This window comes from Variovorax sp. YR216 (assembly GCF_900107745.1).
Taxonomy (GTDB): Bacteria; Pseudomonadota; Gammaproteobacteria; order Burkholderiales; family Burkholderiaceae_C; genus Variovorax.
In genome coordinates this window covers 787,532-800,264 of sequence record NZ_FNRO01000001.1, presented here as the reverse complement: position 1 = coordinate 800,264, position 12,733 = coordinate 787,532, and the positions used below count along the sequence as shown (strand labels likewise).

The window sequence follows — 12,733 nt, the reverse complement described above, 5'->3', positions numbered from 1 at the left end:
ATGGGCTTGCCTTTTCTCGACTCCTTTTCCGCTGCCGCCCGCCATGGCGTCTGGCATGCCGACGAACTCGGCAGCGCCGACGCGCAGGTCATCGGCACCGGCCACGCCGCACTCGATGCCGAGCTGCCCGGCGGCGGCTGGCCGGTCGGCGCGATGACGGAGCTGCTGCAGACCGCGCCGCAGGACCCGATCTGGCCGCTGCTGCTGCCCGGCCTCGTGCAGGCGGTGCAAGCGCGCGGCGGGCCAGTGGTGCTCATCGGCGCGCCCTGCGAGCCCTTCGGCGCCTCGCTGGCCGCGCATGGGCTTGCGCCCGAGTCGCTGATGTGGGTCCGCAGCGACGCGCCGGCCGCGCGCCTGTGGGCCTGCGAGCAGGCTTTGCGCTGCGCCGACGTGGGTGCGGTGCTGGCCTGGCTGCCGCAGGCCCGGGTCGGCGAGCTGCGGCGGCTGCAACTCGCGGCGGCGCAGCACGAGGCGCTGCTTTTCGTCTGCCGGCCCGAGACGGCGGCGCCATCGGCTTCGCCCGCGCGGCTGCGGCTGCACATCGTGCGCAGCGCGGCTGATCCGGGGCAGGTCGCGGTCCACATCCTCAAGCGGCGCGGCCCGCCGCTCGCGACGCCGGTGATGGCGCCGGCGCGCAGCGAGCGCATGAGCGCCTTGCTCGCCGCCGCGCGCGTGCGCCGCAAGCTGCGCCTGCAGCAGGGCGCGCCGGTGCCCGAAGCGGCCGATTCAGCGACCGTGGTCAGCATCGACGCATGGAAGGAAGGACGCCATGCACTGGATCGCCTTGAGGCTTGAACCACCCCCAGCCTCGCCCACTTCGTGTGGCTCTGCACCCCCTCAAGGGGGCGCACCCCTGCGGCCCGGCGAAGCCGGTTCCGCGGGTACCTTGGAGTTGGCTGCGCTCATGCCGACCGCCGAAGCCTTGGGCTGGTGGGCGCTGCAGTTCACGCCGCATGTCGTCTGGCAGGACGAAGCCCTGATGCTCGAAGTCGCCGCCTGCGAACGGCTCTGGGGCGGACGGCTGAGTCTCATGCGCCAGATTTCCGCCACCCACCCTGCGCCCGACGCGCGTCTGCTGGGCGCACAAGGGGCCACCAGCCTGGAGGCGCTTGCGCGCCTGCGGCTTTTCGTGCGCGGCGAGCGCCGGCCCGACGACATGCCCGCCGGCCTGCCGCTCGACACGCTCAGCGCCGCGCGCGATCACCTCGACCTGCTCGCGCGTCTGGGCTGCCGGACCTGGGGCGACGTGGCCGCCTTGCCGCGCGGCGGGTTCACGCGGCGTTTCGGCGCGGCGCTGCGCGAGGCGCTCGACGTGGCCTGGGGGCAGCGCCCCGAAACCCATGTCTGGCTCCAACTGCCCGACGTGTTCGAGCAGAAGCTGGAGTTGCCCGCGCTGGCCGAGAACGCGGGCGAACTCATGTGGTCGGCCAACCGCCTGCTCGCGGCGCTTTCGATCTGGCTGCGCGCACGTCAGCGCGGCGCGCGTGCGATCGAGCTGCAATGGACGCTCGACCTCAAGCGCTTCAACGGCGTCGACCTGCCGCCCAACCAGCACATCACCGTGCGCACTGCCGAGCCCACGCAGGACATGGCACACCTGCGCCGCCTGCTGGCCGAGAAACTCGCGCTCACCACGCTGGCCGCGCCCGCGAGCTGGCTGCGGCTGCGCTCCCTCGAAACCGATCCGTGGGCCGGCGCCAGCACCAGCTTCCTGCCGGAGGACAACCGCAAGGGCGACAAGCTGCATGAAATGGTCGAGCGGCTGAGCGCCCGGCTCGGCCCACAGCAGGTGCTGGTGCCCGTGCCGCATGCCGATCGTCGCGCCGAGCGCACGCAGACGTGGCAGCCGGCCTTGTCGGGAAATCGGCCGCAGGAAAAGAAAGAGAAAAAGAAGGAGCGCGCAGCCACCGCGCCATCCCAGCCGGATGCGATCTACCCGACATGGCTTCTGCCCAAGCCTTTGAGGCTCGACATGGACGGCGAGCGCCCCTGTTACCGCGGCCCGCTACGCAAGCTGATCGGCCCGCAGCGTGTCGAAGCCGGTTGGTGGGGCGGAATGAAAGACGGCGGCCACCCGGCGGTGCGCGACTACTACGTCGCCGAAAGCCCCGAGGCCGGCTTGGTGTGGATCTATCGCGAACGTGTGCCGACCCGCTTCGCCGACGCCGAAGTGCACTGGTATCTGCAGGGCTTGTATGCCTGAACTCAGCGACAAGAAGCAGCGCTCGCTCGCGCTCGCCGAGATGCATGCGCTGCCGCAGCAGCAACGGCAGCCGCCCGTGCCGGGCCTGCCCGACTACGCGGAACTGCACTGCGTCACCAATTTCAGCTTCCAGCGCGGCGCCTCCACGCCCGAGGAAATGGTGGAGCGCGCCTACCAGCTCGGGTATTCGGCGCTCGCGATCACCGACGAGTGCTCGGTCGCCGGCATCGTGCGTGCACACGTCGGCCTGCGCGAGCTGCCGGCCAAGCTCGATGCCTATGAGAAGGAACACCCCGAAGAGCCATCGATCCCGCGCAATCCGGAATTCCGCCTGCTCTTCGGCAGCGAATTCCGCTTCGAGCGCTTCCGGCTCGTGGTCATCGCCAACGACACCGAAGGCTGGGGCAACCTCTGCGAGTTCATCACCGCCGCACGCACCACCGAACTGCCCAAGGGCGACTACCGCGTGGGCTGGGAAGAGAGCGACGTCGCCTCGTTCACGCACTGCCAGATCCTCTTCGTGCCCGACCGCGCGCCCGGTGGCGCGGTCGACCTCGCGACGCTGCACGAAGACCTTCTCGCCGCGAAAGCGCTCTACGGCGACAACCTCTGGCTCGCGGTCGAGATGCTCAACGAGCTCGACGATGACCTCTGGTTCGTCACCCTGGTCGAAGCGGGCGAGCAGGCCGGCGTGCCGCTCGTCGCGGCCGGCGACGTGCACATGCATTCACGCGGGCGCAAGCCGTTGCAGGACGTGCTCACCGCCGTGCGCGAAGGCTGCACCGTCGCCGAATGCGGCTTCGCACTGCAAGTCAACGCGGAACGTCATCTGCGCATGCGCATGCATATCGCGGGTCTCTATGCCGGCGAGATGCTTGCCAACACCTTGCGCGTGGCCGACCGCTGCCGCTTCGATCCCGAGGTGATCCGCGAGAACTACAAGTACCCGCTCGAAAGCGTGGGCCGCAACGAGACGCCGGCGCAGACGCTGGTGCGCAAGACGTGGGAGGGGGCGCTCAAGCGGTATCCGCTCGAACGGTATGCCTCCGGAATTCCGGAGAACGTCTGCCGGCAGGTGCAGCGCGAGCTCGATCTGATTCTCGAACTCGACTATGCGATGTTCTTCCTGACGGTCGAGGACATCGTGCGTTTCGCCCGTTCGGAAGACATTCTTTGCCAGGGCCGGGGTTCATCGGCCAACTCGGCCGTTTGCTATTGCCTCGGCATCACCGCGATTCCTCCTGACAAGGGCCATCTGCTGTTCGAACGCTTCCTGAGCCGCCACCGCCGCGAGCCGCCCGACATCGACGTCGACTTCGAGCACCAGCGGCGCGAAGAGGTCATCCAGTACATCTACAGGAAGTACGGCCGCGAGCGTGCTGCCATTGCCGCCGTCGTCATCTGCTATCGCGCCCGCAGCGCGCTGCGCGACGTGGGCAAGGCGCTTGGCATCGATGCGCGACTGGTCGACGAATTCGCCAAGGACCACTACTGGTTCGACGATGCCGTGCTTGGCGAACAGTTGCGCACTGCCGCCGAGCGCGTGAACGTGCAGGAGGACGAGCTCAAGCTGCGGCAGTGGATCGACCTCACGCATCAACTCCGGGGCTTTCCGCGCCACCTCAGCCAGCACGTCGGCGGCTTCGTGCTCACCCACACCAAGCTCACGCGGCTCGTGCCGGTCGAGAAAGCGTCGATGAAAGACCGCTCGGTCATCCAGTGGGAGAAGGACGACCTCGAAGCCATGGGCATGCTCAAGGTCGACGTGCTGGCGCTCGGCATGCTCAGCGCGATCCGGCGCGGGCTCGAGCTCATGAACCGCTGGCGCGGCACCGCGCTGGAAATGCACCACATCCCCAGCAACGACGACAAGGTGTTCGACATGATCTGCGACGCCGACACCATCGGCGTCTTCCAGATCGAGAGCCGCGCGCAGATGTCGATGCTGCCGCGCCTGAAACCGCGCTGCTACGAAGACCTCGTGATCGAAGTTGCCATCGTGCGGCCCGGGCCCATCCAGGGCGGCATGGTGCATCCCTACCTCAAGCAGCGCGAGCGCCTGCGCAAGGGGCAGACCATCACGTACGAGAAAGACGAACTGCGCCCCGCGCTGGAGCGCACGCTGGGCGTGCCGATCTTCCAGGAACAGGTGATGCAGATCGCGATGATCGCAGCCGACTTCAGCGCCGACGAGGCCGACCAGCTCCGCCGCGCCATGGCTGCGTGGAAGCGCAAGGGCGGCCTCGGCAAGTTCCACGACAAACTCGTGAAGGGCATGGTCGGGAAAGGGTACAAGCCGGCTTTTGCCGAATCGATCTTCAAGCAGGTGATGGGCTTCGGCGACTACGGCTTTCCGGAAAGCCATGCCGCGAGCTTCGCGCTGCTGGTCACTGCGAGCAGCTGGCTCAAGCACTACGAGCCCGCGTGCTTTCTCGCCGCATTGCTCGATGCGCAGCCGATGGGCTTCTACAGCCCTTCGCAGCTCGTGCAGGACGCGCGGCGTCACGGTGTCGAAGTGCGGCCGGTCGATGTGAGCATGAGCGAGTACGACAGCAGCATCGAAGCCCGCGCGACCGACGCACCACGCATGCCGGCCGGCACCGAGGCCCGCTATGCCGATCGCCTCGGCCATGCGGATCAACCGGCGGTACGTCTCGGCCTGCGCCGCGTATCCGGGCTCAGCGAAGTCGGTGCGAAGCGCCTGCTCGCAGCGCGCGCGCAGGCGCCATTCACCAGCACCGAAGACTTGGCATTGCGCGCCGAACTCGACGGCAAGGACATGGGCGCGCTGGCTGCCGCCGATGCATTGATGTCGCTCTCCGGCCACCGCCGCCAGCAGGTGTGGGATGCAACCGCGCAGCGCCGCGCTCCAGCCTTGCTGCGTGGCGTGCCGATCAACGAGCCCACCTTGCAGCTGCCCGCGGCACCCGAGGGCGAAGAGATCGTCGGCGACTATGCCTCGCTCGGCCTCACGCTGCGCCGCCATCCGCTCGCGCTGTTGCGCCCCCGGCTGGCGCGCATGAAGCTGATGAGCGCGGCGCAGTTGAACCCGCTGCCGAACGGCCAGACCGTGCGCGCCTGCGGCATCGTCAAGGGCCGCCAGCGCCCGCAGACCGCCAAGGGAACCATCTTCGTCACGCTCGAAGACGAGACCGGCAACGTCAACGTGATCGTGTGGGGAAGCATGGTCGACGCCTGGCGGGAACCGCTGCTCAAGTCGACGCTGCTGGCGGTGCAAGGCACCTGGCAGCGCGACGTGGACAGTGGCGGGAACGTGCGGCACCTCGTGGCAACCGGGTTCAGGGACCTGACGCCGCTGCTGGGCCGACTTGCGGAAAGCAACAAGAGCAGGGATTTCCACTGAGCTCCCAGGCTTGCCCACTCTTCGAGCCAACCGTATAACGCTGCGGAGATGTTCAAGGCAAAGCTGCCGGGCGGCAATACTTGTGACTTTGGCGTGTTTGCAGCAGCTGAATGGGAAGATCATGAAAATTGTCATCCAGTGTGCCGGCAATAAAAATCCCACCAGAACAGGATTTCGCCATTCAGACGGCCGAATTGTGAAATTCGTCGCGTACCCTCAATTGGCGCTCGATCACGAATTTTTTTATGCTCGACCCGATGACGATGATGGTCATGGCACGAGTTGGAGGAATCGTCTGGCTCAATATAATTCCGAGCAGTTGAGTCAGAACCCGCTGGGATTAAATTCGGCCTACAAGCTCTACAAAAATCGAATCTACGAGGGGCTCTTCAACAAGTTCGGTGAGAAGGTCTACATACTTTCAGCCGGCTGGGGCCTGATCGCTTCGACGTTCCTCACGCCGGATTACGATATCACGTTCAGCGGAAGCGCCCATTCCTGCAACAGGCGAAGGGCGGGAGATCGGTATCTGGATTTTTGTCAAATACCCGACGATGGAGAGGAGATGGTCTTCCTTGGGGGGCTGAGCTATCTAAATCTATTTCGAAATCTTGTCATGACGTATAAGGGCGAAAAAACGGTGTATTACAGATCTTCCGAAAAGCCTGAGCTTGGTTTGGGATTCAATCTAAAAAAATTCGATACACCACGAAAGACGAATTGGCACTATGAATGCGCCGCTCAACTTATCGACTGCGCTTGAGTAAGGCCATGTCTGCTTTTGTTCAAGGTGTAGATCGGTTCTATTCACTGCTCGCACGCCTTTCGACGGCCCCAGGACAAGGGTTGCGCCTGCGTCAACTCAAGGAGCGCTTCGTGCTGCCGCGGCGCGGTGTCTATTTCTTCATGGAATCAGGGGAGTTTCGAGTCACGCATCCGGAAATCCGGCGAATCGTTCGAATCGGCACCCATGCGGTCAGTGCCGGATCAAAGTCTTTGCTGGGCGCGCGTCTCGGAGCGCACCTCGGAACTCGAACCGGGGGAGGAAATCACCGAGGCTCCATCTTCAGGCTGCATGTTGGGGCGGCCCTGCTGGCCCGTGATGGACTGTCACTGCCATCTTGGGGCGTCGGTTCTGCCTTGCCACCGCAGGTTCGTGGAAATCCGGTCGCTCTGGCTGCAGAGGCCGAACTAGAGCGGCGTGTATCGGCGCACATCGGCGAAATGACGGTGCTTTGGGTGGCCGTGCCTGATGAGCCTGGCCCACTGAGCATGCGCGCATATATCGAGCGAAATACGATCGCGCTGCTATCGAACAAGCTCGCACCTCTGGATGTGTCAAGCAGTGGCTGGCTCGGTCGATTCAGCCCACGCGCAGAGATTCGCCACAGTGCGCTATGGAACTTGAGGCATGTCCAGGACGAGTGTGACCTTCAATTCTTGCCAACACTGGAATCGCTGGTGACGCTCACGCGCGAAGATGAACCGCGAAGCAAATGAGCAAATGAGCAAATGAGCAATTGGGGTGCATTCAATGCTTCATGACGAACAGGTTGCACTGATCCAGCGGGCCATGGCGCTGATCGACAGCCGGGGCAGTGAACGCGGCGAGCCCACACTGAGCCCCGTCGAGCGCTATCTCGACCCCGTGCGATACAAGCGCGAAGTCGACGTGTTCTTTCGCCGCTATCCGCTGGCGCTGTGCGCGTCAGCCTCGTTGCCGAACGAAGGCGATTCGTTGGCCATCGACGTTGCCGGCTTGCCGCTCCTCGTCGTGCGCGCCGCAGATGGCCGCATCAACGCATTCGTCAACGCCTGTCGGCACCGTGGTGCGCGGCTACGGCCGCCCGGCGCTATGAGCCAGCGCGTGCTGGTGTGCCCGTATCACAGCTGGACCTATGGACTCGATGGCGCGTTGCGCGCTCGCCCGCACGGCGAGGACTTTCCGCACGCACCGACGTCCGACTGTGCGCTCGCGCGCGTGCCTGCCGCCGAAGCGCTCGGCTTCGTCTGGGTCGTGCCTCGCATCGTCGAAAAGCAAGACGAAGCCACGCTCGACATCGATGCATGGCTCGGCCGCTTCGGTGCGGACCTGCGTTCGTGGGGCTACGACTGCTGGGTGCCGTTCCATCAGCGCGAATTCCCGAACGCGGCGAACTGGAAGATCCCTTTCGAGGCCAATCTGGAGACGTATCACTTCCAGTACGCGCACCGGAACAGCATCGCGCACATGTTCTACCACAACCTGCTGCTCGCGGACCATGACCGGCAGCACCAACGCATCTTCCTGCCCAAGCGCAGCATCGAGTCGCTCAGGGACGCGCCGATGGACCAATGGCAGGCAGGGCCGCACTCGAACATCATCTATTTCTTCTTCCCGGCGACCTTCATCCTGCATGAAGGCGACCATGCCAACGCCTTCACCGTGCTGCCCGAAGCGCCCGATCGCTCGCGCGTGCTCGCCACCACGCTGATCCCCGAAATGCCGCAGACCGAGAAGTCGGTCAACTACTGGCGCAAGAACATCGAGTCATTCTGGGGCGCACTCGACGAGGACTTCGCGCTCGGCGTCTCGGCGCAGTCGACGCTGGCGAGCGGGGCGAACAAGGCGTTGTACTTCGGCGCGACGGAGTGGTGTTCCGCCAGGTTCCACCGGGATGTCGAAGAGGCGATCACCCCGGGCGCCTAGCGCCGGCCCGCAACGATCGGCGGCCGCTCCTGCGCCGTCACCGATCGCGTGATGAGCCGCCCATCGCGCAGCACCGACACCTCCAGGCTGCGGCCGATGCGGTCTGCGCTCAAGAGCCTCAGCAGGTCGTCTGCACCCGCGACCACCATGTCGTCCAGTGCCACGAGGATGTCGCCGACACGCAGGCCTGCCTGCTCTGCCGCACTGCCGGGCTGCACCTCGCCGATGCGAACCGCATTCGCGCCCGAGTGAATCGCGAGGGCGACGCGGCGCGCAAGCGGCACCGTCTGCGCCGCGATGCCCAGGTGTGCGCGCCGCACGCGGCCATGCGCGATGAACTCGCCGATCACGAAACCCGCCGTGTTGCTCGATACCGCGAACGCGAGCCCTTGCGCGCCCGCGATCATCGCGGTGTTGATGCCCACCACCTGGCCCGAAGCCGCCACCAGCGCGCCGCCGGAATTGCCGGGGTTCAACGCGACGTCGGTCTGGATCACGTCATCGATCAGATGCCCGCTCTGCGAGCGCAAGGAACGGCCGAGCGCCGAAACGATGCCCGCGGTGATCGTCGATTCGAAGCCCAGCGGATTGCCGATGCCCACCACCAGATGGCCGCGCTTGAGCATCTTCGAGTCGCCGAGCCGGGCAGTGGCGGCGCCGCGCGGCAGTTCGACACGCAGCAGCGCGAGATCGGTCGCGGGGTCGTCGCCGATCACCTCGGCTTCGCGGTCGCCGGCTTCGGTGCTGCCCACGCGCACGCGGCGCGCAGCGGCGACCACGTGGCTGTTCGTCAGCACGAGCCCGTCGTTGGCGATGACCACGCCCGAGCCGAGGCCGCCGCGGCGGCCCGCCGTGCCGCTCTGCACGCGCACAACCGCGGGGCCGATGCGGTCGGCCACCGTTGCGACCGCGTGCGAGTAGGCATCGATCAGCGCGTCCTGATCCGCCTCTGGCGAGCCGCCTTCGATGGTCGATGATGAAGGAGTGTCGTCGTCGAACATGTTCGTCTCACAAATGGATGACGCCTTGCCGCACCGCCTGCGCGACAGCGTCCGTGCGGCCCGTCGCGTCGAGCTTGTCGAGCAGCGAGCCCACGTGGAACTTGGCCGTGTGGACCGAAATGCCGAGTCGCCGCGCGATCGCCTTGTTCGATGCGCCTTCGGCCATCAGGGCGAGCACTTCGAGTTCTCGCGGTGTCAGCGTGGCTTCGTTGTCGTCGGCAGCGGGCGCGGATTCGGTTGTCGCGATCACCGTCACGTCCGCCGGCTCGCCGGCCTGCGCGATGCGCAGGCCAGGCGCGTCCCCCAGCGACGCGGACAGCCGCTCCGACAGCGCGGCGTCATCAATGTCGATCGCGACCACGATCGGGTCCGCAACCCGCAATGTGCTCAATCAGTGGGCCTTTCTCCGATGGTGATCATTTGTTCGACCGGCTCGCCCGCGCGCTGCAGCGAAAGCTTCACGACCGTGCCCACGCTCGCCGGGCCGAGCGCGCGCAGCAGCATGTTCACGCTGCGCACCGGCTCCCCGTCCCACGCGAGGATCACGTCGCCTTGCCGAATGCCCGCGGCCGCGCCGGGTCCGTCGCGATCGACGCCCATGACCATCGCGCCAACGCCATCGGGCTCCACCTTCACCGGTTGAAGCGCGACGCCGAGGTAGCCGCGCGGCACGCGGCCATGCGCGGCAAGCTGCGCCGCCACACGCTCGACAGTCGCGCCCGGAATCACGAGCACGCGCCCGCGCGGCCCGAATACGCTCATCCCGATCGCATGGCCGCCCGCATCGAGCGCGAGGCCGCCTTCGACGCTGCGCCGCATCACGAGGCCGAGTTCGATCCGCATGTCGATGTCGCCGCCGCGCAGGCTGCGCCATGCAGGACCGACCAGCGACACCACGCCCGCTGCCGCAATGGCGGTGCCGGCCTGCGAGCCCACTGCGAGTGCGATCGAACCGGTGCGCACCGGTGCGGCATCGAAGGCGATCGGGGAGGGCGCCTGGCCTTCGACGCGAAGCAGCGCGACATCGGTGGCGGGGTCACGCCCGACGATGCTCGCGCGCAGCTTGCCGCCTTCCGGCAGCAGGACGGCCACGTCACCTTCGTCGGACAGTGATTCTTCGGAAGTGACGACCAGCCCGTCGCGCCAGACGAAGCCGCTGGCGCGCGACCGCGCGCCGTGCACCGCGACCACGCTGCGCGAGGCGGCAGCCACCGCGTCCGCCATGGCGGCGGACAGTTGTTCGAGGGACGGGGAAGTCATCGCGTCGGCCATGGGGAGCTCCTTAGATGGCTTCATTGTGTGAAGCCACAAGGGGGTGGCGCTACTGCCCGGTTGGGCAGGATGCGGTCTTGGCGGGGGCCTTGTTTTGGGATAAATTTCCCAAAATGGATGCCGGCACGAGGATGTATCAAGCTCTGGAGGACGCAGTGTCGAACGTCCTGCGCGCCCTGTTCCGGGTGGTGCTGCGCCATTCCATGTCCTATTCCGCGTTCGACGAACTGGCCCGGCGCGCCTATGTCGAGGTGGCCATGAAGGACTTCGCCATCGAGGGCAAGAAGTCCACCATCTCGCGCGCCTCCATCCTCTCGGGACTCACCCGCAAGGAGGTGCGGCGGCTGCTTTCGCTGCCCGTCCGCGAATCGGTGGCAGTAGGTGGCGAGCGCTACAACCGCGCCGCCCGCGTGCTCACCGGCTGGGTACGCGACCCCAGCTTTCTCGACACCGCTGGCGAGCCGCGCGCGCTGCAGATGGACGGCCCCCAGGGCTTCGCCGAACTGGTGCGACGCCACAGTGGCGACATGCCGGCACGCGCTGTGCTCGACGAGTTGCAGCGGGTGGGTGCGGTGGAGTGCCTGGATGACCAGCATGTGCAACTGCACACCCGCGCGTTTGTGCCGGCCTGCAGCGCATCCGACAAGCTGGGCATCCTGGGGCGGGACGTGCCCCAGCTCATCGCCACCATCGACCACAACATCCAGCACGGCGCCGGTGACCCGCACTTCCAGCGCAAGGTGATGTACGACGCCATCCCCCGAAGCGACCTGCCGGCCTTTCGCAAGCTCAGCGCCACTCAGGCGCAGTCGCTGCTGGAGCGGATGGATCGCTGGCTGCAGGTGCGCGACAGAGTGGACGCTGCGCGCAACGGGGAAGAATCCGCCGCCACGCCGCGTCGGCGCGTGGGCCTGGGCATTTACTACTTCGAGGAGCCGGCGGCTCCCACATCTCAAGGAGAAGCAGGATGAAGATTCAGAGACTTCTGGTCGCGAGTGCGGCTACGTGCGCCTTGCTCCTGGCCGCCTGCGGGGGGGGTGGCGGCGGTGGGGCAGGCTTTGTGGGCGGAGGCGGCATCGGCGGATCGGGCGTGAGTGCCGACAAGGGCACCATCCGCGTATCCATGACGGACGCTCCGGCCTGCGGATACGACGCGGTCAATGTCACCATCGACAAGGTACGCGTGAACCAGAGCAGTGATGCCGCGGACACCGCCAGCGGCTGGGTGGACATCCAGCTGGCCAGCCCGCAACGCGTGGACCTGCTCACGCTGACCAACGGCGTGCTCTTTCCGTTGGGCGAGGCGCCGCTTCCGGCCGGCAAGTACCAGCAGATGCGCCTGGTCCTGGTGAACAACACGCAAGCCAATCCCCTGGCGAACTCGGTCAAGCCCACCGGTGGCAGCGAGACGCCGCTGGACACCCCGAGCGCCCAGCAAAGCGGCCTGAAGCTCAACATGAACGTCGACGTGCCGGCCGGCCAGGTGGTGGACGTGGTGCTGGACTTCGACGCCTGCAAGTCCGTGGTGAAACGTGGCAACTCGGGCCGCTACAACCTCAAGCCGGTGATTGCCGTGGTGCCGATCGTCAACAGCGGCGGCCAGCGGATCGAAGGCTGGGTGGATCCGTCGCTGGCGGCGGGAACCACCTTCGTTTCGCTGCAGTCACAGGGCCTGCCGGTCAAGGCCAGCATCCCGAACAGTCTCGGCCGCTTCGTCCTCTTCCCGGTCCCGACCGGCAACTACGACCTGGTGGTGACCTCGGCGGACCGCGCCACTGCGGTGATCACGGGCGTGCCGGTTGGCGCCACGGCAGTCACCTCCGTGGGTAGCGACAGCGTGCGAATCAACCCGCCGGGCACGTCCATGCGCTCGGTGAGCGGAACGGTGAGCCCGGCCAGCGCGACGGTGCGCGCATTGCAGAGCCTCACCGGTGGACCCGCGATCGAAGTGGCGTCGCCGCCGGTGGATGCGTTGAGCGGTGAGTTCAGCATGAATCTGCCCATCGGTGCGCCAGTGCGCGCGCCGTTCGTGGCCAATGCATCCTCGTTCGGCTTCACGGCCGACTCGGCGGTCGCTGGCCTGTACACCGTGCAGGCGAACTCCAACGGTACTCTGCGGAACACGGCCATCGACACCAGCGCCCCGGTGCCGCCGCTGAGCTTCAATCTGCCCTGATGGCGGGGAGGCAGGCTGAACTGCCTCT

11 protein-coding genes are annotated in these 12,733 nt (G+C 66.5%); 8 read left to right on the top strand and 3 right to left on the bottom strand.

All coding sequences use genetic code 11. The features are described from left to right. The 6 genes from imuA to BLW05_RS03735 all read left to right on the top strand — a co-directional run bounded on the left by imuA (position 1) and on the right by BLW05_RS03735 (position 8,256). Positions 1–795, top strand: a complete 795-nt coding sequence (gene imuA / locus BLW05_RS03755) for a translesion DNA synthesis-associated protein ImuA (RefSeq protein ID WP_093159784.1) — start codon at positions 1–3, stop codon at positions 793–795. A gap of 109 nt (positions 796–904) precedes the next feature. Continuing rightward, the gene (locus BLW05_RS03750) at positions 905–2,203 is read left to right on the top strand and encodes a Y-family DNA polymerase (RefSeq protein ID WP_093159783.1); all 1,299 of its coding nucleotides are present in this window, start codon (positions 905–907) and stop codon (positions 2,201–2,203) included. Continuing rightward, positions 2,196–5,567 (top strand): error-prone DNA polymerase, encoded by a 3,372-nt coding sequence (locus tag BLW05_RS03745; RefSeq protein ID WP_093159780.1) that lies wholly within the window; start codon positions 2,196–2,198, stop codon positions 5,565–5,567. The genes BLW05_RS03750 and BLW05_RS03745 overlap by 8 nt, the downstream gene beginning before the upstream one ends. Positions 5,568–5,688: 121 nt before the next feature. Beyond that, positions 5,689–6,330 carry a hypothetical protein gene (locus tag BLW05_RS03740; protein ID WP_093160476.1) on the top strand — a complete coding sequence of 214 codons (642 nt, stop codon included), beginning with the start codon at positions 5,689–5,691 and terminating at the stop codon, positions 6,328–6,330. 8 nt (positions 6,331–6,338) lie between these two features. Further along, the gene (locus BLW05_RS35270; protein ID WP_143044763.1) at positions 6,339–7,067 is read left to right on the top strand and encodes a GIY-YIG domain-containing protein; all 729 of its coding nucleotides are present in this window, start codon (positions 6,339–6,341) and stop codon (positions 7,065–7,067) included. A gap of 34 nt (positions 7,068–7,101) precedes the next feature. Continuing rightward, positions 7,102–8,256, top strand: a complete 1,155-nt coding sequence (locus tag BLW05_RS03735; RefSeq protein WP_093159778.1) for an aromatic ring-hydroxylating oxygenase subunit alpha — start codon at positions 7,102–7,104, stop codon at positions 8,254–8,256. On the opposite strand, the gene BLW05_RS03730 is transcribed toward BLW05_RS03735, so the two are convergent. Genes BLW05_RS03730 through BLW05_RS03720 form a run of 3 tightly spaced genes read right to left on the bottom strand, consistent with a single transcriptional unit; the run spans position 8,253 to position 10,529 of the window. Next, the gene (locus tag BLW05_RS03730; protein WP_093159775.1) at positions 8,253–9,257 is read right to left on the bottom strand and encodes a S1C family serine protease; all 1,005 of its coding nucleotides are present in this window, start codon (positions 9,255–9,257) and stop codon (positions 8,253–8,255) included. The genes BLW05_RS03735 and BLW05_RS03730 overlap by 4 nt on opposite strands. 7 nt (positions 9,258–9,264) lie before the next feature. Next, positions 9,265–9,648 carry a response regulator transcription factor gene (locus BLW05_RS36365; RefSeq protein WP_093159773.1) on the bottom strand — a complete coding sequence of 128 codons (384 nt, stop codon included), beginning with the start codon at positions 9,646–9,648 and terminating at the stop codon, positions 9,265–9,267. Further along, the gene (locus BLW05_RS03720; RefSeq protein ID WP_218135135.1) at positions 9,645–10,529 is read right to left on the bottom strand and encodes a S1C family serine protease; all 885 of its coding nucleotides are present in this window, start codon (positions 10,527–10,529) and stop codon (positions 9,645–9,647) included. The genes BLW05_RS36365 and BLW05_RS03720 overlap by 4 nt, the downstream gene beginning before the upstream one ends. 77 nt (positions 10,530–10,606) lie before the next feature. Between BLW05_RS03720 and BLW05_RS03715 the strand changes: the two genes are divergently transcribed. Both BLW05_RS03715 and BLW05_RS03710 read left to right on the top strand, forming a co-directional pair. Then, positions 10,607–11,500, top strand: coding sequence for a DUF6502 family protein (locus BLW05_RS03715; protein ID WP_177142547.1), 894 nt, complete (start codon positions 10,607–10,609; stop codon positions 11,498–11,500). Beyond that, a complete protein-coding gene (locus BLW05_RS03710) occupies positions 11,497–12,705 on the top strand; it encodes a DUF4382 domain-containing protein (protein ID WP_093159768.1) in 1,209 nt (402 codons plus the stop codon). Before BLW05_RS03715 ends, BLW05_RS03710 begins: the two co-directional genes overlap by 4 nt. Positions 12,706–12,733: the final 28 nt, after the last annotated feature.

Bases quoted from the DNA above. Each gene is read 5' to 3' on its own strand.
- BLW05_RS35270 (WP_143044763.1), top strand. From the start codon at position 6,339: ATGTCTGCTTTTGTTCAAGGTGTAGATCGGTTCTATTCACTGCTCGCA.
- BLW05_RS03735 (WP_093159778.1), top strand. From the start codon at position 7,102: ATGCTTCATGACGAACAGGTTGCACTGATCCAGCGGGCCATGGCGCTG.
- BLW05_RS03740 (WP_093160476.1), top strand. From the start codon at position 5,689: ATGAAAATTGTCATCCAGTGTGCCGGCAATAAAAATCCCACCAGAACA.
- imuA (WP_093159784.1), top strand. From the start codon at position 1: ATGGGCTTGCCTTTTCTCGACTCCTTTTCCGCTGCCGCCCGCCATGGC.
- BLW05_RS03750 (WP_093159783.1), top strand. From the start codon at position 905: ATGCCGACCGCCGAAGCCTTGGGCTGGTGGGCGCTGCAGTTCACGCCG.
- BLW05_RS03745 (WP_093159780.1), top strand. From the start codon at position 2,196: ATGCCTGAACTCAGCGACAAGAAGCAGCGCTCGCTCGCGCTCGCCGAG.
- BLW05_RS03730 (WP_093159775.1), bottom strand. From the start codon at position 9,257: ATGTTCGACGACGACACTCCTTCATCATCGACCATCGAAGGCGGCTCG.
- BLW05_RS03720 (WP_218135135.1), bottom strand. From the start codon at position 10,529: ATGGCCGACGCGATGACTTCCCCGTCCCTCGAACAACTGTCCGCCGCC.
- BLW05_RS03710 (WP_093159768.1), top strand. From the start codon at position 11,497: ATGAAGATTCAGAGACTTCTGGTCGCGAGTGCGGCTACGTGCGCCTTG.